Source organism: Aestuariimicrobium ganziense (assembly GCF_015352975.1).
GTDB lineage: Bacteria > Actinomycetota > Actinomycetes > Propionibacteriales > Propionibacteriaceae > Aestuariimicrobium > Aestuariimicrobium ganziense.
The window spans coordinates 325,337-347,561 of sequence record NZ_JACYIZ010000004.1; the positions used below are offsets into that span (position 1 = coordinate 325,337).

Annotated in this window: 22 protein-coding genes; 8 read left to right on the forward strand and 14 right to left on the reverse strand. The window is 69.1% G+C overall.

Annotated elements, in window-relative coordinates; genetic code table 11:
* Positions 1 to 111 precede the first annotated feature (111 nt).
* Positions 112 to 1,599 carry a hypothetical protein gene (locus tag IE660_RS09640; RefSeq protein ID WP_203568145.1) on the forward strand — a complete coding sequence of 496 codons (1,488 nt, stop codon included), beginning with the start codon at positions 112 to 114 and terminating at the stop codon, positions 1,597 to 1,599.
* Between the two features lie 28 nt (positions 1,600 to 1,627).
* On the opposite strand, the gene IE660_RS09645 is transcribed toward IE660_RS09640, so the two are convergent.
* The 3 genes from IE660_RS09645 to IE660_RS09655 all read right to left on the reverse strand — a co-directional run bounded on the left by IE660_RS09645 (position 1,628) and on the right by IE660_RS09655 (position 4,333).
* Positions 1,628 to 3,076: a sensor histidine kinase gene (locus IE660_RS09645; RefSeq protein WP_235997293.1), complete on the reverse strand. Its 1,449-nt coding sequence runs from the start codon at positions 3,074 to 3,076 to the stop codon at positions 1,628 to 1,630.
* Entirely contained in the window at positions 3,073 to 3,798 is a 726-nt protein-coding gene (locus IE660_RS09650; RefSeq protein WP_203568146.1) for a response regulator transcription factor, read from the reverse strand. Before IE660_RS09650 ends, IE660_RS09645 begins: the two co-directional genes overlap by 4 nt.
* Before the next feature lie 79 nt (positions 3,799 to 3,877).
* Positions 3,878 to 4,333 (reverse strand): DoxX family protein, encoded by a 456-nt coding sequence (locus IE660_RS09655; RefSeq protein ID WP_203568147.1) that lies wholly within the window; start codon positions 4,331 to 4,333, stop codon positions 3,878 to 3,880.
* Between the two features lie 204 nt (positions 4,334 to 4,537).
* On the opposite strand from IE660_RS09655, the gene IE660_RS09660 reads away from it, so the two are divergent.
* A complete protein-coding gene (locus tag IE660_RS09660) occupies positions 4,538 to 5,008 on the forward strand; it encodes a hypothetical protein (RefSeq protein ID WP_203568148.1) in 471 nt (156 codons plus the stop codon).
* Between the two features lie 6 nt (positions 5,009 to 5,014).
* Here the strand turns inward: IE660_RS09660 and IE660_RS09665 are convergent, their stop codons facing one another.
* On the reverse strand, positions 5,015 to 6,343 hold the full coding sequence (locus IE660_RS09665; protein ID WP_203568149.1) for a hypothetical protein: 1,329 nt from the start codon (positions 6,341 to 6,343) through the stop codon (positions 5,015 to 5,017).
* Positions 6,340 to 6,876 (reverse strand): SigE family RNA polymerase sigma factor, encoded by a 537-nt coding sequence (locus tag IE660_RS09670; protein ID WP_203568150.1) that lies wholly within the window; start codon positions 6,874 to 6,876, stop codon positions 6,340 to 6,342. Before IE660_RS09670 ends, IE660_RS09665 begins: the two co-directional genes overlap by 4 nt.
* Positions 6,877 to 7,008: 132 nt before the next feature.
* Here IE660_RS09670 and IE660_RS09675 point away from each other — a divergent pair, with 132 nt between their 5' ends.
* Positions 7,009 to 7,989: a serine/threonine-protein kinase gene (locus tag IE660_RS09675; RefSeq protein ID WP_203568151.1), complete on the forward strand. Its 981-nt coding sequence runs from the start codon at positions 7,009 to 7,011 to the stop codon at positions 7,987 to 7,989.
* A gap of 16 nt (positions 7,990 to 8,005) precedes the next feature.
* Here IE660_RS09675 and IE660_RS09680 read toward each other — a convergent pair whose 3' ends face one another.
* The 4 genes from IE660_RS09680 to IE660_RS09695 all read right to left on the reverse strand — a co-directional run bounded on the left by IE660_RS09680 (position 8,006) and on the right by IE660_RS09695 (position 11,662).
* Complete coding sequence (locus IE660_RS09680; protein WP_203568152.1) at positions 8,006 to 8,836, reverse strand: NAD(P)-dependent oxidoreductase; 831 nt, start codon at positions 8,834 to 8,836, stop codon at positions 8,006 to 8,008.
* A complete protein-coding gene (locus tag IE660_RS09685; protein ID WP_203568153.1) occupies positions 8,833 to 9,336 on the reverse strand; it encodes a protease inhibitor I42 family protein in 504 nt (167 codons plus the stop codon). The genes IE660_RS09680 and IE660_RS09685 overlap by 4 nt, the downstream gene beginning before the upstream one ends.
* 37 nt (positions 9,337 to 9,373) lie before the next feature.
* Complete coding sequence (locus IE660_RS09690) at positions 9,374 to 10,408, reverse strand: lactonase family protein (protein WP_203568154.1); 1,035 nt, start codon at positions 10,406 to 10,408, stop codon at positions 9,374 to 9,376.
* A 117-nt stretch (positions 10,409 to 10,525) separates the two neighbouring features.
* Positions 10,526 to 11,662: a CapA family protein gene (locus IE660_RS09695; RefSeq protein WP_203568155.1), complete on the reverse strand. Its 1,137-nt coding sequence runs from the start codon at positions 11,660 to 11,662 to the stop codon at positions 10,526 to 10,528.
* Positions 11,663 to 11,859: 197 nt separating this feature from the next.
* On the opposite strand from IE660_RS09695, the gene dnaK reads away from it, so the two are divergent.
* The 5 genes from dnaK to IE660_RS09720 all read left to right on the forward strand — a co-directional run bounded on the left by dnaK (position 11,860) and on the right by IE660_RS09720 (position 17,085).
* On the forward strand, positions 11,860 to 13,737 hold the full coding sequence (dnaK, locus tag IE660_RS09700; RefSeq protein WP_203568156.1) for a molecular chaperone DnaK: 1,878 nt from the start codon (positions 11,860 to 11,862) through the stop codon (positions 13,735 to 13,737).
* A 147-nt stretch (positions 13,738 to 13,884) separates the two neighbouring features.
* The gene (locus IE660_RS15870) at positions 13,885 to 14,490 is read left to right on the forward strand and encodes a nucleotide exchange factor GrpE (RefSeq protein ID WP_407929011.1); all 606 of its coding nucleotides are present in this window, start codon (positions 13,885 to 13,887) and stop codon (positions 14,488 to 14,490) included.
* A 37-nt stretch (positions 14,491 to 14,527) separates the two neighbouring features.
* Positions 14,528 to 15,685, forward strand: a complete 1,158-nt coding sequence (gene dnaJ, locus IE660_RS09710; protein ID WP_203568157.1) for a molecular chaperone DnaJ — start codon at positions 14,528 to 14,530, stop codon at positions 15,683 to 15,685.
* A 20-nt stretch (positions 15,686 to 15,705) separates the two neighbouring features.
* A complete protein-coding gene (locus IE660_RS09715) occupies positions 15,706 to 16,137 on the forward strand; it encodes a heat shock protein transcriptional repressor HspR (protein ID WP_203568158.1) in 432 nt (143 codons plus the stop codon).
* A gap of 30 nt (positions 16,138 to 16,167) precedes the next feature.
* Positions 16,168 to 17,085, forward strand: a complete 918-nt coding sequence (locus IE660_RS09720) for a carbohydrate kinase family protein (RefSeq protein ID WP_203568159.1) — start codon at positions 16,168 to 16,170, stop codon at positions 17,083 to 17,085.
* 11 nt (positions 17,086 to 17,096) lie between these two features.
* On the opposite strand, the gene IE660_RS09725 is transcribed toward IE660_RS09720, so the two are convergent.
* The 5 genes from IE660_RS09725 to IE660_RS09745 all read right to left on the reverse strand — a co-directional run bounded on the left by IE660_RS09725 (position 17,097) and on the right by IE660_RS09745 (position 22,168).
* Positions 17,097 to 18,332: a multidrug effflux MFS transporter gene (locus IE660_RS09725; protein WP_203568160.1), complete on the reverse strand. Its 1,236-nt coding sequence runs from the start codon at positions 18,330 to 18,332 to the stop codon at positions 17,097 to 17,099.
* 179 nt (positions 18,333 to 18,511) lie between these two features.
* Positions 18,512 to 19,429, reverse strand: a complete 918-nt coding sequence (locus IE660_RS09730) for a diacylglycerol/lipid kinase family protein (protein WP_203568161.1) — start codon at positions 19,427 to 19,429, stop codon at positions 18,512 to 18,514.
* 69 nt (positions 19,430 to 19,498) lie between these two features.
* Positions 19,499 to 20,176 carry a response regulator transcription factor gene (locus tag IE660_RS09735; RefSeq protein WP_203568162.1) on the reverse strand — a complete coding sequence of 226 codons (678 nt, stop codon included), beginning with the start codon at positions 20,174 to 20,176 and terminating at the stop codon, positions 19,499 to 19,501.
* Complete coding sequence (locus IE660_RS09740; protein WP_203568163.1) at positions 20,173 to 21,837, reverse strand: sensor histidine kinase; 1,665 nt, start codon at positions 21,835 to 21,837, stop codon at positions 20,173 to 20,175. Before IE660_RS09740 ends, IE660_RS09735 begins: the two co-directional genes overlap by 4 nt.
* Entirely contained in the window at positions 21,830 to 22,168 is a 339-nt protein-coding gene (locus IE660_RS09745) for a hypothetical protein (protein WP_203568164.1), read from the reverse strand. The genes IE660_RS09740 and IE660_RS09745 overlap by 8 nt, the downstream gene beginning before the upstream one ends.
* Between the last annotated feature and the right edge of the window lie 57 nt (positions 22,169 to 22,225).

Genomic DNA, 22,225 nt, shown 5'->3' on the forward strand with positions numbered 1-22,225 from the left:
AGTGTGGGCCACGCATGTTGACCAGCGAAAGCCGATGCTCAACCCCTCCTTGAGGTTGGTCCGCAAGGCTCAGGGCGCTGAGTTGCGCCGCCCGCGGGGTAGCCTCGTTCAATGAGCAACGACCAGTACGGGGGCGGTCAGCAGCCCTGGAACGGACAGCAGGGCCAGCCCGGTCAGCCCGGTCAGCCCAATCAACCGGGTCATCAGGGCCAGCAGGGTGGCTGGGACCCCTACGCCCGCCCGGGCCAGTCGGCACAGCCCCAGCCCACCCCGCCCTACCCCAACCAGCCGCGGCACGCTCAGGACCAGCCCCAGCAGGGGTACGGCCAGCCGGGTCAGCAGCAGTACGGGGGCCAGCAGCCGTACGGTCAGCAGCAGTACGCCCAGCCCCAGCAACCGGGTCAGCCGCAGCCGGGCCAGCCGCAGCCAGGACAGCAGTACGGAGCTCAGCAGCCGTACGGGCAGCAGCAGTTCGGCCAGCAGGCACCCCAGCAGAACAAGAACCGGCTGATGCCGATCATCGCCGGCGTCGTCGGCCTCGCACTGGTGGCCACGGTCGCCTTCCTGGCGCTCAACAACCGGAACAACCCCTCGACCACCCAGACGACGCAGGCGCCGACCACCACGGCGCCGGCGCCGACCAGCCCTCCGGTCACCCAATCGAGCGGCACCGAGACCAGTCAGGATCCGACCGAGACGACCACCAGTCCGGCCCCGACCACCGAGAGCCCGACCACCCAGACCAGCGCCCCCACCTCGGGTGACCGGGGCCCCGGCCCGGGTACCGAGGCGACCGTGATGGCCGAACTGTCAAAGCAGGGTTTCACCTGCACCAAGGAGCCCGGTCAGGACTTCAACTCCCAGCTGTGCACCCGCTTCGGCCAGGCCCCGTCGATGATGGTCTACATCGGTTCGAACTCCGACGGCAGCCTCGGACGGCTGTCGCTGCACGTGCAGTCGACCTCGAAGCCTGAGGTCTCGAAGGCGTTGTCGGACTTCATCATCAAGCAGTTCGCCGACCCGGGCAGCGTCGCGACGATCAAGGCGACCATGGCCAAGGGCACCGGCGGTGAGTACGAGCACGGACGCGTCGCAGGCTTCGAGTACCGCGGGCGCAGCGACGGTTCGATCGTGATGTTCGCGCCGACCTTCGCCGCCAGCGGCACCCCCAAGGTGATCGAGGTGCCCGCCGCGACCCAGACCAGCACCCTGAAGGCTGCGGGCTACACCTGCACCAGCACAAGCCGCACCATCACCGAGTGCGAGAAGACCACCGCCGGCATCACCAGCAAGGCCCGGTTCAGCGGAGACGCGGACGGGCTGGCCCTGATGAGCGTCTCGGTCGAGGGCGCCACCAAGGCTTCGGTCACCGCAGCGCTGACCGCCGAGATCACCAATGTCTACGGCAAGCTGCCCGACGGCTTCGCGTCCAGGGTCAACGCCTACATCAAGTCGGCCAACGCCGACTACGGAGCCAACGGCTACGACCCCGACGGCTACGTCTTCGACTACTTCCCCTCGGTCCGCTCGGGCACGAAGTACCGCAGCGCCATCTACTGGCGCACCTCGTGCTGGCAGGACATGAACGCCAGCTGCTGACCGGCCGGCTGCTGACGGTTCGTGAGCCTCAGGGTTCGTCCACGGCCGGGAAGCCCACGGTGAAGCGGGTGCGCCCGGGTGCGGAGTCGACGCGTGCCCAACCGCCGTGGGCCTCCATCACGGCGTGGACGATGGCCAGCCCGAGCCCGGTCGATGACTCGGTGCTGTGGGCTCGGGCACTGTCGGCGCGGGCGAACCGCTCGAAGACCTGCCCGCTGACCTTGTCGGGGATGCCGGGGCCGTCGTCGGCCACCTCAACCACGACGTAGCCAGCTTCTCGTCCCACGCTGGTGGTCACCCGCGTGCCCTCGGGGGTGTGCTTGCGGGCGTTGGAGAGCAGGTTGCCCACCACCTGCGGCAGTCGCCGCGGATCGGCCATGGCGATCGCCGGCTCGTCGGGCACCTGCACCAGCCAGCGGTGGCCGGGCCCTGCCACGCGGGCGTCCTGCACTGCCTGCAGCACCGACTCGACGACGTCGACGGGTTCGGCCGCCACCCCCTGGTCGTCGTCCAACCGGGCCAGCAGCAACAGGTCGTCGACCAGGTCGCTCATGCGCACCGACTCCGCCTCGATCCGGTCGATCGCGACACCGGCCTGGGTGGGCAATTGGTCGCGTTGGCGCTGGGTCAGTTCGGCGTAGCCGCGGATCGAGGCGAGCGGGTTGCGCAGTTCGTGCGAGGCGTCGGCGACGAACTGGCGTACCCGGGTCTCAGATCGTTGTCGGGCAGCGAGTGCGTGCTCGACGTTGTCGATCAGGTGGTTGAGAGCTTGACCAACCTGGCCGACCTCGGTGGTGGGGTCGGCGTCCTCGTCAGCGACCCTGGCTCCGACGGTCACCTCGCCGCGACCCAGATCCTGCCGCGAGACGGCGTGGGCGGTCGCGGCCACACGGTTGAGCGGACGAAGGCTGCTGGCCACGACTCGTCGGGTGACCAGCACCGCTGTGAGCAGGGCGGCAGCGACCAGGGCGAGCTCGGCCAGGGCCAGCCGGCCCAGCACGTGGGTGACCGACCCCAACGGGAGCCCGGTCACCTGCAGCGTCGGCCCCCGCTGGGTCACCACGGCTCGGTAGGGCCCCAGCCCGTCCAGGACGATGGAGTGGGGCTTGCCGTCGCGGGGCACGGCGAGCAGGTCGTCCACCACCGACGACGGTGGAGTCGTCAGCCCGTCCTCGGTCAGCAGCGTGGCCACTGGACGGCCGTTGCGCACCTCGAGCTTGAGCGTGCCGATCGGGTTGCCGACCTCGTCCTGGCCGGGTGGTCGCCCCTCACGGTCGCGTCCGGGGTCGCTGCGTGGCTCGCGGACCTGGACGATGTCGAGCTGCGCGTCGAGCTGGCTGACCAACACCTGGTTGGTGGCGACCAGGGTGGCGAGCCCGATCACCAGGCAGACCGCCGCGATGATCGCCACCACCCGCACCACCAGGCGTCGTCCCAGGGTGCCTCGGGCCAACGGCGAGACCACTGGGGTGCTCATGCCACCGGCTTGAGGACGTACCCGGCTCCGCGCATGGTGTGGATCATCGGCTCGCGGCCGTGGTCGACCTTCTTGCGCAGGTAGGAGATGTAGAGCTCGACGACATTGGCCTGGCCGCCGAAGTCGTAGTTCCAGACCCGGTCGAGGATCTGTGCCTTCGACAGCACCCGCCGCGGGTTGCGCATCAGGTAGCGCAGCAACTCGAACTCGGTGGCGGTCAGCGTGATCGGCTCACCGGCGCGGGTGACCTCGTGGGAGTCCTCGTCGAGCACCAGGTCACCGACCACCAGCATGGAATCGCTGCGGGGCTGGGTGGCACCGCTGCGCCGCAGCAGACCGCGCAACCTGGCGATCAGTTCCTCGAGGCTGAACGGCTTGGTGACATAGTCGTCGCCGCCGGCGGTCAGGCCTGCGATCCGCTCACTCACAGCGTCCTTCGCGGTGAGGAAGATCACCGGCACCTCGGGTTGGTCGGCGCGGATTCGGCGCATCACCTCGAGGCCGTCGAAGTCGGGCAGCATCATGTCGAGCACGATCGCGTCCGGACGGTGTTCGCGGGCGGCCTTGACCGCGGCCAGCCCGCTGCCGGCGCTGACCACCTCCCAGCCCTCGTAGCGCATGGCCAGCCCCAGCAGTTCGGTCAGGCTGGGTTCGTCGTCGACGGTCAGCACCGTGATCGGCGACCCGTCGGGACGACGCAACTGCTCGTGCGGGGAGTTCATGGTGCTCACACTGGCACGCCAACCGCAGCGGTGACTGTGTGTTTCCTGTGCGGACGCTGTGTGTGGAGTCCGGCGTCGCTCAGGCCGGGTCGGCGTCCCTGATCACCCGACGCTCGGGGTCGTGCTCACTGCGGCGGAACAAGCTGTCGACGCCGGCGCGTCCCGAGCCGAGCACCATGAACAGCGTGCCCAGCGAGGCGAGCGCCAGGTTGTACTCGTAGCCCCCACCGGTCAGGTAGAACCCGTGGCGCCAGGTGGAGTAGACCATCAACATCACTTGCTGCACCAGCAGCACCAGGCCGATCACCGGTGTCGCGAGCCCGAACACGAGCAGTGCGCCGCCGAGCAGCTCGAAGATCACCGTTCCCCAGCCGAAGATCTCGGGGTAGGGCACCCCATGGCCGTTGAGCACGGTGACCTGGTGGGGGATGCCGTCCTGCCAACGCCGCCAGCCATGCAGCATCAGGATGGTGCCGGTGGCGATCCGGGCGAGCATCAGACCGATGTCCTGGAGAACGCGGACGAATGACGTCATGGTGAGGGCCTTCCGGTGGCGGGTGCCCCCACAGTAGCCAGCCGCGCTCGCGTGGTGGGCAGTGACGAGCCGGTCGGGCGAGGGCGTCTTCCCTGAAGGTTGTGCCTCGCTGCCACATTCGAAGGCCCCACGTTCCACACTGGGGTGATGAACCGGTCGCGTCCCCACTCCACCCGTCAGGGTGATGGTGCGCGGACGCAGTCTGTGAGCGGCAAGGTGATCCCTTGGCCGGCCACGGGTGAGACGGTGATGTTCATCGGCGCTCCCGGACTGCTCAGCTCAGCGATCGCCGCGACCTTCTTCGACCTCAAGGTCGGGCCGCTGGCGCGCTCCTGCGCGACGACCGCTGGGGTCGCCGAGGGTGCCGACCTGCCGGCTCCCAGCGCGGGCGAGAGAGCGGTGATGGCCGAGTTGGGCATGGACCTGGGGCGCTGCGACTTGGTCAGACTGACCGACGACGTGGTGCGCACGTCGTCCCACATCGTGGTGCTGGGCTCGTCCACCTGCTTCGACGCTCCACCAGGACGACGCTGTGATGTCGAGCGCTGGCCGCTGGACGAACCCTCGCACCGGGGCATCGAAGGGCTGAACCGGCTGCGACTGATCCGTGATGGCATCGAGTCGAACGTCAACACGTTGGTGTCGACGCTTGGGCTCGACGCCAGTTCGCGCTGAGCGGCCTCAACCCACGATCTGCTCGACTCCGTCGGGCAGTGGCGCCTGCTCGGCCGTGCCTGCGACGGGGTCCCAGCGTACGAAGACCTGGCGGCTGGGATCGTCGGGGTGCCGGATCGGAACCAGTACGTGGTACGTGTCGCCGGCCCCGTTGACCTCGATCTCTTCGACGGCCTCGATCAGGCTGACCGGGTCGATGGCGTCCGGCACCGTCAGCGATTCGAGTGCCGAGTAGCCGTCGGCCAGGTATGTCGAGACGACATCGGAGTCGTCGGTGACGGTGACCACGGCCTGAGCGTTCGAGAGCGCGAGCAAGCTGACGTACTGCCCACAGCCGAGCGTGGTCGCATCGTGTGGCCCCGACTGCACCACGATGCACTGACGCCCGTCGGGCTGCCGGTCCACGCTGTAGACCATCGATGGTGCCACCTGCACCGCCTTCATCACCTTCCGGCCGATCGTCTCGCCGCCATTCGGGCCCCGCACGAAGGTCCAATTGTCGCCAGAGTTGGTCCACTGACCCTCGTCGCTCCACAGCAGCAGGCTGACGTCGTCCTGCGGGGTGGGCGCCGGCCCGTGGGTCTGCAGCGGGACGAGTTGGCGCTCCACCAGGCCGAAGGTGCGAGCGCGCTCGTCCACGATCACCACCGCAGCGACACGTTCACCCGTCGGGTTGACCGCTACCGGCCCGTGGATGCCAGTGAGCAGTGGGATCGCCTTGGTGCGGGTGACCAGGTAGAGCGTGGCTCCGGGGTCCATGTCACCGCCGGTGAACGAGTCCGACTGGGAGGCGACCAGGTAGCCGGCGGCAGTCGGAATGATCTGGGTGACCATCCCGGTGCCCTTGGGCAGGGTGACCAAGATGTTGCCTGCGGCATCGCGCGTGGGAGTCTCGCTCGACCCCGCGGGGTCGTCCCAGTAAGGCAGGACCACGCGCACCCGCCAGTCGGCGGTGCGTTCGGCGCGCCACGCGCTGTGGATCGGACGGCCGACCGGCAGCTTCTGGGCCAGCTCCCAGCGCTCGAGCTCGGTCAGGGCGGGCGCCTGCGACCGCTCCGTGACGGTCGGCGTCGACGTGGCAGAGGTGCTGGGCGACTGCGCGATGGTCGGTGTCGGGCCAGTGCCGTCGCCCCGGGTGGTGAGCCATCCTGCGGTGGCCAGCGCCACCGCCACGCCACCGACGCCCACGCCCGCGGCCGCGCGGCGGCGGTGGAGCACTCGGTGCCCTCGAGGGAGCACACCGTCGACGACGTCGTCGGTGTCGGGTGCGGGCACCTGATCGGCGTGCGTGCTCAGCGTGGTTCGCAGCAGGTCGGTCAACGGATCGCGATTCATCGCAGCTGTCCTTCCGGGAGTGGATGGGAAGGGGAGTGGGAGTCGTCGGCGGTCAGGTCGCTGCGCAACCGGGCCAGACCGCGCGACAGGTGGGACTTCACCGTGCCGATCGAGCAACCCATGGTCTCGGCGATGTCGGACTCGGTCAGGTCTTCGTAGAAGCGCAGGACGATCGCGGTGCGCTGGCGAGGGGGGAGCGCCTGGAGCAGCCGCCAGATCTCGTCCCGGTCCTCGACGGTGGTGTCGTCGACCGGTTCGGGCTCGCGCACCACCTCGGTCGGGAACTCGCGTCGTCCCCACTGTCGCCAGCGCGAGATGTGGGTGCGGGTGATGGTGCGCCGGGCGTAGGGCTCGAGCAGGTCGAGGTCGTCGACCCGCGGCAGGGCCAGGTAGACCTGGAGCAGGGCGTCCTGCAGCAGGTCATCGGCAGCGGGCAGCGACCCGGTCAGCAACAGGCAGTAGCGCCGCAACGCCCCCGCACTGCGCTCCACGAAGGCGGTGAACTCGCGGTCGCGGCTGTGCGTCGATGCCATCGCGCCCTCCTCCCCTGCGCCCGACACCTCCAAGACGCTCAGAGGCCCGCGAAAGGTTGAGTCCCTGGCCGGCTCCCCCGTCGGGGGGTGACGTTTATGTTCGTCTCATCATGGTCTGAGATGATTGAACACGTGAATGACTCGCTGATCGAGGGCCGGTACCGGCTCGATCATGAGGTTGGCCTCGGGGCCAGCGGCAAAGTGTTTCGAGCGACCGACCTGGTGCTCGAACGAGAGGTCGCCGTCAAGGTCGTCGACGGCACCCGTATCGGCGACCCCACCATCGTCGAGCGCTTCCGTCGTGAAGCCATCGCCACCGCCGGGCTGGCCCACCCCAACATCGTCAGCGTGTACGACGCCGGCAGCGAGGGCGAGCGTCACCACCTGGTCATGGAACTTCTCAGCGGCCCGTCGGTCGCCGACCTGCTCAAGCAGTACGGACAGTTCGACCTGCAGCGCGTCGTCCGGATCGGGGCCCAGGTCGCGCGCGGACTCAGCGCCGCGCACGCCATCGGCCTGACCCACCGAGACATCAAGCCCGGCAACGTGGTCAAGCACGACTCGATCACCAAGATCGTCGACTTCGGCATCGCCCGGCTCGGTGAGGCGGTCTGGCAGACCCTCACCGTCGCATCGACCACGGTCGGCACTGCCGCCTACATGTCGCCCGAGCAGGCTCGTGGCCTCGACGTTGGCCCGCCCAGCGACGTCTACTCGCTGGGCTGCCTGCTGATGACCATGGCCACCGGCAAGCCCCCGTTCGTCGACCCCGACCCGATCGAGACCGCCCGCGCTCACACCTCGGACGTGCCGCCGCGACTGCGCGACCGTCGTCCCGAGTTCCCCGCCGAACTGGACGAGTTGATCGACCGGATGCTCGCAAAGGACCCCGACGACCGCCCGAGCACCAGCGAGGTCGCCGACGCGCTCACCGACCTCGAGGCGCAGGCCAAGGGCATGGCGTCGCCGGTCGAGACGCGCGAGGTGCTCGGTGAGCCCGAGTCGCCTGCCACCCCGGCGCGCCGCCACCCGGACGACGTGGTGCCGAAGCGTCGCCGCTGGTGGGCCCGACACGGCAAGCCGCACCACCAGCCGCGCCGCGCTGTTCGCTGAACTCGCCAGTCCTCGCTCAGCCGAGCGATAGGACGATGTCCACCACGGCTCGACCCAACCGCTCGAGGGTCTCTCGTGAGAGCCCAGCCACGACCCGGGGAAAGATGACTCGCGGCAGGCGGGCGTAGCGTTCGTACACCTGCTCGCCGGTGCCCAGGTCGAAGATGGCGTGGTTGCCCGGCCGGGCGATCCAGCTCAGGAACCCCTGGTGGTCGAAGGCGTCTCCACCGCTGGCCTGCACCAGGACCGCGCCGTCGGGGATCACCTCGAAGTCAGCTGCCGAGAGCACCTCGACATCGGTGGGTCCGGTCAGCACCACCACCTCGGCCAGCGGCAGCAGGCGGTCTCGGTCACCGTGCTCGACCCCACGCGCCTCGAGGTCGGGGCGGGGCTGGCGGCTGATGTGGCTGACGTGCATGCCAAAGGCCAGCGCGAGGTCGGCCACTGATCGTCCCAGGTCGCCCAGACCGACGATGGTGCAGCGCTTGCCGGCCAACTCGTGGGGGTGCTCACGCCACTGGTACTGACCCAGACCGCGAGCCAGGGCGACCAACTGCATCATCACCACCTCGGCGGCTGGGTGGTCGCCGTAGTGGGTGACGTTGTGCACCTCGATGCCGCGTTCGGCCAACGTGGCCAGGTCGAGTCGTCCCTTCGAGGTTCCGCAGACCACGACATGGCGAAGCGAGGGCCACTGGGCGATGTCGTCACCGGTCATCGGGTCGAGCGTCGAGACCAGCACGACCTCGGGATCGTTGGAGTCGAGTCGGCGGCCGTCAGCCAGGGCGGCCAGTTGGTCGAGGTAGTCGGGCACCAGGTTGACCGCGCCCCAGGTGGCGATTCTCATGGGTTCACCGTGATCGTCAGCACCAGTGGAGGCGGGTCGGTCGGCTTGGGCTCGAACCGGCTGGTGTAGCTGATGGTCATCGTCGTGGTGCCGCTGCGGGCTCCGGTGATCTGCACCGAGACATCCTCGAAGCAGCCACCGGGTGGGCAGTTGCGGTCGCGCAGGCGGCCCTTGAGCACGGCGGTGGCGATCTGCTCGTCGGGTGGGCCGGTGATCGTCCAGCCGTAGCCGGTGCTGGCGTTGGCCTCACCGACCTCGACCAGGATCTGGTCGCCGATGCCGATCTCGACTGTGGCAGTGCGCACCGACGGTGTCGGTGTCGGTGAGGTGGTCGTGGTGGGGACGGGTGTCATGGGCTTGGGAGCAGGCGTTGCGGTCACGGTTGATGTCGTGGTGACCGTGATGGTCGGCTGCGTTCGGCCCTGTAGCAGGGTGCAGCCCGACACCATGCAGGCCAGGGCGACCAGCGTGGTGAGGGCGCGGAGATGGTGCCTGCTCATGACTGCGAGAATGGCACTGCCGGGGGTCGGCGTGTGCTCAGACCACGCGGACCCAGTTGGCGCCCTTTCCTGTCGGTACGCGGTCGACCACCGGCAGGCTGCCGTCGGGCTCGACCCGGTGCACGGCCAGGTCGGTGGACTTCTCGCCAACCGCGAGGACGAGCGCCGGGTCACCGGTGACCAAGAAGCCTCGCGGCTGCTGCTCGGTGGGGGTGTGGGCGAGCACTTCGACCAGGTGCCCCTCGCGGTCGAGACGAATCGTGGTCAAGGTCGACTCGGTGCGTTCGGAGCAGATCAGCAGGTCGCCTGCCAGGTGTAGGTCGGCTCCCCAGATGTAGTGGTTGGCCAGTGGGTCGGCGCCGAGCTCGCTGTGGCCGAGTCCCCTGCTGGTGTCGTAGGCGGGCAGGGCCTCAGCAGTGGTGAGGACGCCGGTGCTCGGGTCGCGGTCGAACCGGATCGCCTCGCCGGAGAACTCGGTCATCAGGTAGGCGTTGGCGCCATCGGGATCGACGACGAGGTGCCGTGGACCAGAGCCCCGGGGCGCGCTGACGGTGGGCGGGTCGAGCGGGCTGAGCACGCCGTCGTCGTCCAGCCGGTACTGGGTGACCAGGTCATCGCCGAGGGCGACGAAGTAGGCCGAGTCGCCATGGGTGACCACGCAGTGCAGGTGGGTGTACTCGATGCGTGAGGTCGCCTCGCCCAGGCTGCCGTCATCGGCGACCGGCCAGACCAGACCGGTGTTGCCGCCGTAGGAGGCGCCCAGCAGGAAGCGGCCGTCGGCGGTCAGGTGCAGGTAGGCGAACGAGTCGTCGACCTCGCGGCGAGAGAGTTCTTCCAGTGCCCCGGTCGCCCGGTCGAGTCGCAGGGTGACCACGGCAGCGCCGGTGCCGGCCTCGTCGTCCGCCTTGACCCCGGCGTGGACGAGGTCACGGGCGGCGTCGACCGCGAAGCACCCGGTGCCGGGCAGCCCGGTCGTGGTGGCCAGTGGGGTGGCCTGCTCACCCTCGAGGCGGAAGGCGGCAATCGCGGAGTCGCCGGCTGCGGCGACCAGGACGAGACTGTGGCTGCTCATCACCCCACCGTAGTCGCGCCCGTGCTCCGGAGGTGGTGATGGTTTCGTGCCACGGAAAGTACGCACGGGGGGCGAAAGTGGGCCCCTTGGCCAATCGCGTGGCACGAACCCATCAGGTCAGCAGCTCAACCCCTGGTAGCGGCCGAGCGCAGCTGCCTTGGCGTCGCCGGTCAGCAACTGCGGGCGGCCGTCGACGATCCTTCCCGGTGCCCACGAGTGGTCGGTGGCGCCACTGGGGTCGATGGTGACGGTGAGCACGCCGGTCTCGCGGGTCTGCACCCGGGTGGAGTGGAAGTTGAAGTTGCCCAGGCCGTAGGCGACGAGCGTGTCGCCGACCTTGGTGGTGCGCTGCACGCGGTGCGCGTGGGTGCCGACCACGATCGTGGCGCCGGCCTCGGCCAGCCTCTTGGCGATCATCTGCTGCCTGGGCGAGGTGCAGACCTGGTAGTCGATGCCCCAGTGCACGTAGACCACGATCACCTGGTCGGGATCGGCGCGGCGGGCGTCGGCCACCCCCGTGACCAGCCGGTCGAGTCCGGCGTCGGTCTTGATCATGGCGACGCCGGGGCGGCCGCCTCGCGGGCGCCAGTCCATGTTCGACTCGAGGATGTCGTTGCCGACGAAGACGCTGAGCCGGCGGCCCTTGAGCTCGGTGGTGAAGGGGGCGAAGGCCTCGTCCTCGGTGGCACCCACCCCGATCATCGGCAGGCTCGAGGCCTCACGGATCGCCAGGGTGCGTTGCATGCCGGTGACGCCGAAGTCCATGGCGTGGTTGTTGGCCAGGCTGACCAGGTCGACGCCCTCGGCCTGGAGCATGCGGGGGAACTCGGAGTCGGTGAGGAAGGTGTAGAGCTTGGGCTGCTTGGTCAGGCCGGTGGCGTCGTCGGCCAGCGCGGTCTCGAGGTTGACCATGGCGAAGTCGGCACTGGCCAGCAGTTGCCCAGCTTCACCCAGGCCGAGCTCGGTGGAGTCGCGGGCCAGTTCGAAGGCGTTGGCGTCGCCGGCGAAGGCCAGGGTGATGGTGCCCTCGGGCAGGGACGCGGTCGGGGTGGGCGTCGAGGTCGGACGGGCCGAGGTGGCGGCAGGGCGCGAGGTCTGCGTGGCGGTGGTCGGCAGGCTCGTCCGCGGTGCCGCGGACGTGGCTGCGGTGCCCGATGCGGTTCCCTGTGGGGGAGCGGTCGTGGGGCTCGCGCACGAGGCCACCGTCGACAGCGCCACCGCAAATGTCAGCGCCGCGATCGTCCGCCGCTTCATGCCGCCCACCTCATGTCACCTGACCCTAGAGCGGGGGAAGGCAGGTGGGCGTGGCACCGATCACCCACGGCGAATCGGGAACAACCCTGACCTTTCCATGGTTGAGCCTGATGCACTCAACTTCGACTTGCGCTCGAACTCACGATCGCTAGAGTTGAGCCCGTAAGACTCAACCCACACAGTGGAGGATCACACACATGGCTCGTGCAGTCGGTATCGACCTCGGCACCACCAACTCCGTCGTCGCCGTTCTCGAGGGCGGCGAACCCACCGTCATTCCCAATGCTGAGGGCGCCCGCACGACTCCGTCGGTCGTCGCCTTTGCCAAGGGTGGCGAAGTCCTGGTCGGCGAGGTCGCCAAGCGTCAGGCCGTCACCAACGTCGACCGGACGATCCGTTCGGTCAAGCGCCACATGGGTACGGACTGGTCCGTCGACATCGACGGCAAGAAGTACACCCCGCAGGAGATCAGCGCCCGCGTGCTGCAGAAGCTGAAGCGCGACGCCGAGGCCTACCTCGGTGAGCCGGTCACCAACGCGGTGATCACGGTTCCCGCCTACTTCTCCGACGCCGAGCGCCAGGCCACCAAGGAGGCCGGTGAGATCGCTGGCCTGACCGTCGACCGGATCATCAACGAGCCGACCGCGGCTGCGCTGGCCTACGGCCTCGACAAGGGCGACACCGAGCAGACCATCCTGGTCTTCGACCTCGGCGGCGGCACCTTCGACGTCTCGCTGCTGGAGATCTCCGATGGCGTCTTCGAGGTGAAGGCCACCAAGGGCGACAACCGCCTCGGCGGCGACGACTGGGACCAGCGTGTCGTCGACTGGCTGGTGACCCAGTTCAAGAACAAGAACGGCGTCGACCTGTCCAAGGACAAGATGGCCCGCCAGCGTCTGCAGGAGGCTGCCGAGCGCGCCAAGATCGAGCTCTCCAGCGCTGCTGACACCTCGATCAACCTGCCCTACATCACCGCCGGTGCCGAGGGCCCGCTGCACCTGGACGAGAAGCTGACCCGTGCGGAGTTCCAGCGCCTCACCCAGGACCTGCTCGACCGCGTCCGCGCGCCGTTCAACGCGGTGCTCTCGGACGCCAAGACCAGCGTCGACAAGGTCGACCAGGTGATCCTGGTCGGTGGCTCGACCCGCATGCCCGCCGTCGTCGACCTGGTCAAGGAACTGGCCGGCAAGGATGCCCACAAGGGCGTCAACCCCGATGAGGTCGTCGCCCTGGGCGCCAGCCTGCAGGCCGGCGTGCTCAAGGGTGAGGTCAAGGACGTGCTGCTGCTCGACGTCACCCCGCTGAGCCTGGGCATCGAGACCAAGGGCGGCGTGATGACCCGCATCATCGAGCGCAACACCACCATCCCGACCAAGCGTTCCGAGGTGTTCACCACCGCCGAGGACAACCAGCCGTCGGTGATGATTCAGGTCTACCAGGGTGAGCGTGACTTCGCCCGCGACAACAAGTCGCTGGGCAACTTCGAGCTCACCGGCCTGATGCCGGCCCCGCGTGGCCTGCCGCAGATCGAGGTCACCTTCGACATCGACGCCAACGGCATCGTCCACGTGCACGCCAAGGACCTGGCCACCGGCAAGGAGCAGTCGATGACTGTCACCGGCGGCTCGGCCCTGGGCAAGGACGACATCGACCGCATGGTCAAGGACGCCGAGGCCCACGCCGAGGACGACCGCAAGCGTCGCGAGGCCGTCGAGCAGCGCAACGAGGCCGACGCCCTGGCGTTCCGCACCGAGAAGTTGCTGGACGAGCACGCCGACAAGCTGCCCGAGGACGTCAAGACCCCGGTGCAGGAGTCGCTGGAGAAGTTGAAGGAGGCCCTGAAGGGCACCGACAACGACGACGAGGTCAAGGCTGCGATGGACGACCTGAACACCAAGGCCTCGGCCATGGGTCAGGCGGTCTACGCCGCCGCGCAGGCCGAGCAGCAGGCCAACCAGGCCACCAGCTCGGACGAGGGCGAGACCACGACCGATGCCGGCACCGACTCGTCAACCTCTGGTGACGACGACGTGGTCGACGCCGAGATCGTCGACGAGGACAAGAAGGACGAGTGAGTCCCGCTGGTCGGGGGTCGGGGTCGGTGCGTCCAGCCTCGCCCCCGACCGCCCCTCGTCGGGACCGTCCCGATCCGACCAACCAACCGGGCCGACCACCAGCAGGGCAGAATCGAAGCAAGCACCGTGACAACCGAGGAGAGCAGCGTGTCAGAGCAGTACGCGGGAGGGCAGTACGTGCCTGAGGGCGAAGCCGTGGGCGAGGGCGTCGAGGCGCCGATCGTGGCCGACCCGACGACCGTGGGGCCCGAGGCCGGGGCGACCACCGAGCCGGAGCTCAGCGGCGAGGCCGAGCAGGCCGAGGGTGACCCCCAGGCCGCACGGATCGCCGAACTCGAGGCGCTGGTCGCCGAGCGCACCGCTGACCTGCAGCGTCTGGGCGCCGAGTACGCCAACTACAAGCGCCGCGTCGACCGCGACCGTGAGCTGGCCAAGCAGTCCGGCGTCGAGAAGGTCGTGCTCGACCTGCTGCCGGTGCTCGACAGCATCGATGCCGCCCGCGCCCACGACGAGGTCAAGGAAGGCTTCGCCATGGTCGCCGGTGAGCTCGAGAAGCTCGCGGGCAAGTACGGTCTGGTCGGTTACGGCGCCAAGGGCGACGAGTTCGACCCGCAGTTCCACGAGGCGCTGATGCACATGCCGCTGCCCGAGCCGGTCTCGGTGACCACCTGTTCTGAGGTCATGCAGCGCGGCTACACCCTGCACGGCAAGGTGCTTCGTCCGGCCCGTGTGGCCGTTGCCGACCCGCAGTGACCCTGACCAACTCACCTGACGTCGAGAGGAGGCCCCGATGAGCACCAAGGACTGGATCGAGAAGGACTACTACAAGGTGCTGGGCGTCTCCAAGGACGCCAAGCCCGAAGAGATCAAGAAGGCCTTCCGCAAGCTGGCGCGTGACAACCACCCTGACCAGCACCCCGGAGACAAGGCTGCCGAGAACCGGTTCAAGGAGATCTCCGAGGCCAACACCATCCTCAGTGACCCGGCCAAGCGCAAGGAGTACGACGAGGCGCGCCGGCTGTTCGGCGGTGGCGGCTTCCGGTTCCCGACCGGCGGTGCCGGCGGGGCGGGCCCGAACGTCAACGACCTGTTCCGCAACGCCAGCCAGGCCGGCGGTGGGTTCTCCGACCTGTTCGGTGACCTGTTCGGCCAAGCGGCGGGGCGTCGTCCCAGTGCCGGTGGACGAGGCGGACCGCGCCGCGGCAGCGATGTCGAGGGCGAGGTGACGATCAACTTCACCGACGCCGTCGAGGGCGTGACCGTGCCCGTGCAGATGGTCTCCGACGCGGCGTGTTCGGCCTGCCGGGGCACCGGCGCGAAGGCGGGCACCGTGCCCAAGGTGTGCACCACCTGCCAGGGCTCGGGCATGCAGGCCTCCACCGCCGGTGGCGTCTTCCAGGTCACCGAACCCTGCCGCGACTGCAAGGGTCGCGGGCTGGTCGTGGACGACCCCTGCCAGGTCTGCCACGGCTCCGGGCGCGGGCGTTCGACCCACTCGATGCAGGTTCGTGTGCCTGCCGGGGTGTCCGACGGCCAGCGGATCAGGATCAAGGGCAAGGGCTCGGCCGGCGAGAACGGCGGGGCGGCCGGCGACCTCTACGTGGTCGTCCACGTGCGTCCCCACAAGCTGTTCGGCCGCAAGGACGACAACCTCACCCTCGACGTGCCTGTGACCTTCGCCGAGGCCTCCTTGGGCGCCACCATCGAGGTGCCCACGCTGACCGGTCCGCGAGTGAAACTCAAGTTGCCCGCCGGCACCCCGAACGGTCGCACCTTCCGGGTGCGCGGCAAGGGTGTCGGACGAGCCAACGGCACCCACGGCGACCTGCTGGTCACCGTCGACGTGCAGGTGCCCGAAGACCTGACCGACGACGCCAAGCACGCGCTCGAGGAGTACGTGCGGCTGGCCGGCGCCCCCAACCCGCGCCAGGCCCTCTACGGGAACTGAGAGGGGTTTGGGGAGCTGACATGAGCGCCCACCTGCCGCAGGTACTCGACCGCGACGCACCGATCTTCACGATCTCGGTCGCGGCCAACCTGGCCGGCATGCACCCGCAGACCCTGCGCGGCTACGACCGGATGGGTCTGGTCGAGCCGAAGCGGGCACGCGGACGAGGCCGGCGCTACTCGATGCACGACGTGGCCCGGCTGCGGCTCGTCCAGCACCTGTCGCAGGTCGAGGGCATCAACCTCAACGGCATCCGCCGCATCCTGGCCATGGAGACCGAGAACGATCGGCTGCGCGACGAGGTGAATGAGTTGTCGTCCCGGCTCGAGGCGGCCAGGGCCGAACTGCACCACGAGCGCACCGGAGTGCCTCGGGTGTTCACCGCCGAGACCTCTGGCGCGGTGCACCTGGGTCGCGTGGTTCGCGGCCAGTTGGCGCTGCCCGGACGCTGAGTGGCGGGGCCTGCGCGCTAGCGTGTGGCCATGACGAGCGTGCTCTGCCTGGGCGAGGCCCTGATCGACGTCGTGCACCGCACTGGAAATGCCCCTTCCGAGCATGTCGGAGGCAGCATCCTCAACGTGGCCAGTGGTTTGGCCCGCCTCGACCACGACACCCGGCTGGCCACCTGGATCGGCCATGACGAACGCGGCGTCAGGATCGCCGAGACGGCGACGGTCGCCGGTGTCCGCCTGGTCGAGGGCAGCGACGGCGCCGCCCACACCCCGGTCGCCAACGCCCACATCGACGCCGAGGGCAAGGCCACCTACGACTTCGACCTGGAGTGGCGGGTGCCTGCGCTCGACGGGGTCGGCGAGGTGGGCCACCTGCACACCGGCTCGTTTGCCGCGACGCTGGAACCTGGAGGTTCGGATGTGCTCGAGGCGGTGCGGACGATGGGTCGCACGGCCTCGGTCAGCTACGACCCCAATGCCCGCCCAGCGCTGATGGGCACGGCCGACTTGGTGCGTGAGCGGATCGAACAGATCGTCGCCGCCAGCGACCTGGTGAAGGCCTCGGACGAAGACCTGGCCTGGCTCTACCCCGATCGCAGCGCCGAGGCGGTCCTCGATGGGTGGATCGCGCTCGGTCCGAAGCTGGTGGTGGTCACTCGCGGTGCCGACGGTGCGTCCGCGCGGATGGCCGGCCGGCCCGAGTTGGTCGACCTCGCGCCCAACGTGGTCGACGTCGGTGACACCGTCGGTGCCGGCGACTCGTTCATGGCCGGCATGGTGTCGTCACTGCTCGACCAGGGGTTGCTGGGTTCGCGTGAGGCGGTCGAGCGGCTGGAACGAGCACGCGTCGACCAGGTGCGTGAGGCGCTGGCTCGGGCGATCAAGACCTCGGCGATCACCGTCAGCCACGTGGGCGCCTACTCCCCGACGAGGGACGAGCTCGGCTGACGGCCAGTCGCTCAGGCGGTCGCGGCCTTGGCCCGCTGCGCGGGCATCGCCACCAACACCAGCATCGCCAGCCCGCCGATCGGTGCCAGTGTCAGAAGGATCGCCGGCGGCCAGGCCGAGGCTGCCCCCATCAGCGTGATCAACACCGGTGATATGGCGGCTGCGGTCGAACCGGCCAGGCCGAGCAATGCCGAACCGGTGCCGGCGTGGTCGGGCACCTCGGCCGAGGCGAGCGCGCCTGAGTTGCCACCGACCAGCCCGATCGAGAAGGTCAGCGCGAAGCACGCCGGCCACACCGACCACAGTGGGGCGTCGAAGGCCGCCACCCCGAGCATCATCCACAGGCCGCCGGCCAGGGCCAGCAGCAGCCCGCTCATCAACACCTGGTGGGTGGGCACGCGTCCGGCCAGGCGGGCCGACAGCGTGGACGAGATCATGATCGCGCCGGAGTTGAAGGCGAACACCAGCGAGTACTGGGTGGGGCTCAGTCCGTTGAGGGTCTGGAACAGGTAGGGCGAACTCGACACGTAGGCGAAGATGCCGATGCCCTGCAGGGCGTTGATCATCATGAAGCCGACGTAGGCACGCTTGCGCAGGATGTGGCCGGCGGCTCGTCCAAACTCGACCAACCCACCCGCGTGGCGGCGTTCGGGCGGCAGCGACTCGGGGACGACGAACAGCGCCGCCAGCAACTGCACCGCGGCGACCAGGGCGATTGCCCAGAACGAGTGGTGCCAGGTGCCCAGCCGCAGGATCGCCGCTCCCAGCAGCGGGGCCACCAGGGGGGTGATCGCGCCGACCGCCATCACCGTGTTCATCACCCGCACCAGCTGCGCACCACGGGCCAGGTCGACCAGCACCGCGCGTCCGATCACCATCGTCCAACCACCGCTGAAGCCCTGCAGCAGTCGCGCGATGATCATCACCTCGATGGTGGGTGCCATCGCACACAGCGCCGAGGCGGCCATCAGGGCGATCGTCCCGGCCACGAGCGGACGCTTGCGCCCCACCTGGTCGGAGAACCGGCCACCCACCAACTGGCCGAGGGCCATGCCCACGAAGAAGGTGGTCAGGGTGAGGTTGAGCAGGCCAGGGGTGGTGTCGAGGTCGCGCACCACCATCGGGAAGGCCGGCAGGTACATGTCGGTGGCCAGCGGCCCCACGGCTCCGAACAGGATGATTGAGGCGATGACACCCTTCGGCACCGGGGGTGACTCGGCCTCGGGGGTGGAGGCGGGGTGGGTCACCTGCTCATTGTGGCGCCCAGATGCCCGAACTGACTGCTCATTCAGATAGTGGCGCGGCGCTTCCCCCGCACCAAGATCGAGGTCCCGCACCAACGTTGGTGCTCAAACTCGATTTGGTGCGCAGGAAGGCCGTGAACCGGGCCGCAGCGCCGCGGTGCAAGGGCAGCCGGACGCCGGACTCAGTCGTTCTTGGCGACCCGGACGACCAGCGACCCGGGGTCGATGTCGGTGCGCATCCGCCGCACCTCGCCCACGGCGTCGCCGTCGAGTTGCCCTTCGACCGGGCGGTTGAACTCGGCGGTGGCCTGATGGGTGGTCCAGTGCCGCATCCGCTTGCTGCCGCGGCGGTGGTGGGTGGCGATGTCGAGCAGCACCCCGCCCCAGCCGAACGGCCCCTTGGGTGCCAGCACCAGGGTGTCGAGTTGGCCGTCGTCCGGCTCGGCCTCGGGGACGAGCACCACGCCGCCGGTGAGGATGCCGCAGTTGCAGACCATGTACGAGCGGGCGTGGTGCGCTCGTCCGTCGGGCCCGGGCAGGTCACCGTTGTCGACCCGTGCACGGAAGCCCCGCGACAGCATGGCCCGGCTGCCCGACTCGACGTAGGCCAGCCAGCCCATCATCTTCTTGAGGTTGTCGTGGGTGTTGGCCATGGTGTCGGCGTCAGTGCCGACCCCGGCGATCACCAGGAAGACCCGCTCATCCTGGTCGTCGAACCACACCAGCCCCAGGTCGATCGGTCGGTCGTCGCCGGTCATCGCGATCTCGAGGGCGTCCTCGAAGTCATTGAGCGGCAGGTCGAGGTTGCGGGCCAGGAGGTTGCCGGTGCCCTCGGCGATCACCCCGAACGGCACGCCGCTGCCACGCAAGGCCTGGGCGACCAGGCGCACGGTGCCGTCGCCACCCATCGCACAGATCAGGTCGGCCCCTGACTCCAGAGCCTGCTTGCCCTGACCGAAACCGGGATCGTCCTCAGTGCTGGGAATCCAGTCAGGCGTCTCGTAGCCGTGCTCACCGGCCAGTCGCGAGGCGATGCCGACCCGCAGGTCGAGGTCGTCGATCTTGGTCGGGTTGTAGATGATGCTGATGCGCTTGCCCACGGTTCCGACGGTAGCCACGCCCGCCAAGGGCGTCCGGAGAATGGGCTGCGCGAAAGGGTGGGACGAGGCTCAGGCCTCGAGCCGATAACCCATTCCGCGCACGGTGGCGATGCGTGCTGCGCCGACCTTCTTGCGCAGGTAGCCGACGTAGACGTCGACCACGTTGGAGTTGGGGTCGAAGTCGTACCCCCACACTCGGCTGAGCAGTTGCTCGCGGCTGAGCACCCGGCGCGGGTTGCGCAGGAAGGTCTCGAGCATGGTGAACTCCCGGGCCGACAGGTCGTGGGTCTCACCGTCGACGCTGACCTCACGACTGTGCAGGTCGAGGGTGACGTCGCCGACCTGCAGCCGGCTGGTTGCCTCCTCGGGTGCGGCGGTCGCCTGGGTGGCCGGGCGCAGCCGCAGCTTCACCCTGGCCAGCAGTTCCTCGAAGCTGAACGGCTTGCCCATGTAGTCGTCGGCACCTCCCTCGAGCCCGGCGATCGTGTCGACGGCCGAACTGCGGGCGGTGAGCATGATCACCGGGATCGTCCCGCCCTGGCCACGCAGCCTGCGCAGCACCTCGAAGCCGTCCATCTCGGGCAGGCCGACGTCGAGGATCATCAGGTCGAACTCGCCGTGGGTGGCCAACTGCAGGGCGGCGAAGCCGTCGTCCACGACGACGGGGGAGTAGCCGGCGTTCTTGAGGCCCTTGTGGATGAACGAGGCGATGCGTGACTCGTCCTCGGCGATCAGGATGCGGCTCATTCGAACTCCAGCGGGATGGTCGGGGCGTTGCGGGGGAGCGTGATCGTGAACTGCGAACCGACGCCTGGCTGCGAACTGACCGTCACCTGGCCGCCGTGGGCGCGGGCGATGGCCGACACGATCGACAGCCCCAGGCCTGAGCCTTGACCGGCCTCACCACGGTTGCGCAGGCTGGTGCCGCGCTCGAACCGGTTGAACACGTTGGCCAGTTCCTTGGCCGGGATGCCCTCGCCGGCGTCGCGCACCCAGACCTGCACGTCGTCGGTCGAACGGCGGGTGCCGAACTCGATCAGGTCACCGGGGTCGGTGAAGCGCACCGCGTTGGACGCCAACTGCAGCAGCGCCTGGGTGAGCCGCTGCTCGTCCACCTCGACGACCAGCCCAGAACTGGTGTCGAGGCGCCAGTCACGATCAGCCAACGATCGCGCCCGGGTCAGCGCCGACTCGACGGTCGCATCGACATCGGTGGGGGTGGGACGAAGGAAGTCGGGGGCCTCGGACTTGACGATCAGCACGAGGTCGTCGATCAGGCGCGACATCCGGTCGAGTTCGTCGGTGACCAGGGTGCGGGTCTCGTCGACATCGGCCTCGTCGGCGGGGTTCATCAACTCGAGGTGGCCACGGATCACGGTGAGCGGGGTGCGGAGTTCGTGACCGACGTCGTCCAGCATCGCCTTCTGGCCGGCGAAGGCGGCCTGCAGCCGGTCGAGCATCCGGTTCACAGATTCGGCCAGCTTCTTCAGGTCGGAGGGTCCGCGGGTGTCGACCCGGGTGCTCAGGTCGGTGCCGGTGATGGTCTCGGCGGTGTCGCCCAGTCGTTGCAGCGGACGAAGCACCCGGTTGAAGGCCAGAGCGCCGAGTGAGGCGATCAACAGCAACGCCGCCAGTGAGGCCGCGCTGTGGGCGCGTACGGCCCGGTCGTTCAGCGCGTACTCGGCCGAGACGTCGACGGCGGCGGCGAACACGCCCAGGTCGGGGCTGTCGCCGACGGTGACCCCGACGATCACGTACTGCAGTTCACGCCCCTCGTGCACCAGGCTGCCGCGGGTGACCGGGGAATTGGCCCTGACCTGGGCCATCCGCTGCAGCAGTGGCTCGACCCGCTCCAGGTGCAGGTCTCCCGAGCCCTGGGGGGCCGGCAGCACCTGGCCGTTGAGCGTGGCCACGAAGCCCTCGCGCAGGTTGGGGATGTTGCGTTCCATGGCGAGTTCGAGCAGCGCCCCGACCGACGAGAACGGCTGCCCGGTCACCGGGTCGGTGCCCTCGGCGAGGGTGCGAAGCTCGGCGACCTCCTGGGCCAGCGAGGCCTCGATGCGCTCGTCGGCAGCATTGCGCTGGATCGCGATGTTGACCAGACCGGTGAGCACGTAGCCGAGGCTCGCGATCGCCAGGAGTGCAGACAGCACCTGGGTCGAGAGGCTGAGCCGGGCCCACCTCGACCGGCGGGGGGCGGCCTGCTTGGCGGACGGATCGGGGCCTGCAGCCACCACCGGAGCCCCCGCCAACGACTTCTCGTCCCCCATGGAGATCCATCCTGCCTCGTCAGGAGGCGATGCGGGGGTGGGTGGGCTGACCGCGGTCGGCACGGAGTCGCTGTCATCGACCGGGCGGATCGACAACGTGGCCTCATCGACGCGTTCGAGCCAAGAACGATCAGTCATCGTCGTCCTCTTCGTCGTCGTCCCACTCGTCGTCGTCGTTGACCGGTGGCTGCACCGGCGGCTTCGGACGCGGCTGCACCCTGGTCGGCCGGGGCCCCGGAATGGCGGTGTTGGGAGGGGGCGCTGAGGGCGTCGCCCGCGGGGTCGCCGGAGTCGGCTTCGGAGTGGGGGTGGGGGTGGGGGTGGGTGATGCCGACGTAGTCGGAGAGGGTCCGGGCGTCGCGATGTGAACCGGGCCACCGAAGCTGGGTCCCCCGCCCAGTGGGCCGAGCATGGCGAACAGCACGGCGAGCACCAGGAGGGCCAGCCCTCCCGTTGTCGCAATGAACACTGTCGTCCTGCCATTCACACCACCAGCGTGACCCGACGGGATGGGAGGAATGATGAG

Coding starts and splice junctions, on each gene's coding strand:
- IE660_RS09735 (WP_203568162.1), bottom strand. CDS start 20,176: ATGAGCCGCATCCTGATCGCCGAGGACGAGTCACGCATCGCCTCGTTC.
- IE660_RS09720 (WP_203568159.1), top strand. CDS start 16,168: ATGACGAGCGTGCTCTGCCTGGGCGAGGCCCTGATCGACGTCGTGCAC.
- IE660_RS09690 (WP_203568154.1), bottom strand. CDS start 10,408: ATGAGCAGCCACAGTCTCGTCCTGGTCGCCGCAGCCGGCGACTCCGCG.
- IE660_RS09650 (WP_203568146.1), bottom strand. CDS start 3,798: ATGAACTCCCCGCACGAGCAGTTGCGTCGTCCCGACGGGTCGCCGATC.
- IE660_RS09655 (WP_203568147.1), bottom strand. CDS start 4,333: ATGACGTCATTCGTCCGCGTTCTCCAGGACATCGGTCTGATGCTCGCC.
- IE660_RS09665 (WP_203568149.1), bottom strand. CDS start 6,343: ATGAATCGCGATCCGTTGACCGACCTGCTGCGAACCACGCTGAGCACG.
- IE660_RS09640 (WP_203568145.1), top strand. CDS start 112: ATGAGCAACGACCAGTACGGGGGCGGTCAGCAGCCCTGGAACGGACAG.
- IE660_RS09670 (WP_203568150.1), bottom strand. CDS start 6,876: ATGGCATCGACGCACAGCCGCGACCGCGAGTTCACCGCCTTCGTGGAG.
- IE660_RS09695 (WP_203568155.1), bottom strand. CDS start 11,662: ATGAAGCGGCGGACGATCGCGGCGCTGACATTTGCGGTGGCGCTGTCG.
- IE660_RS09645 (WP_235997293.1), bottom strand. CDS start 3,076: ATGAGCACCCCAGTGGTCTCGCCGTTGGCCCGAGGCACCCTGGGACGA.
- IE660_RS09680 (WP_203568152.1), bottom strand. CDS start 8,836: ATGAGAATCGCCACCTGGGGCGCGGTCAACCTGGTGCCCGACTACCTC.
- dnaK (WP_203568156.1), top strand. CDS start 11,860: ATGGCTCGTGCAGTCGGTATCGACCTCGGCACCACCAACTCCGTCGTC.
- IE660_RS09715 (WP_203568158.1), top strand. CDS start 15,706: ATGAGCGCCCACCTGCCGCAGGTACTCGACCGCGACGCACCGATCTTC.
- IE660_RS09740 (WP_203568163.1), bottom strand. CDS start 21,837: ATGACTGATCGTTCTTGGCTCGAACGCGTCGATGAGGCCACGTTGTCG.
- dnaJ (WP_203568157.1), top strand. CDS start 14,528: ATGAGCACCAAGGACTGGATCGAGAAGGACTACTACAAGGTGCTGGGC.
- IE660_RS09685 (WP_203568153.1), bottom strand. CDS start 9,336: ATGAGCAGGCACCATCTCCGCGCCCTCACCACGCTGGTCGCCCTGGCC.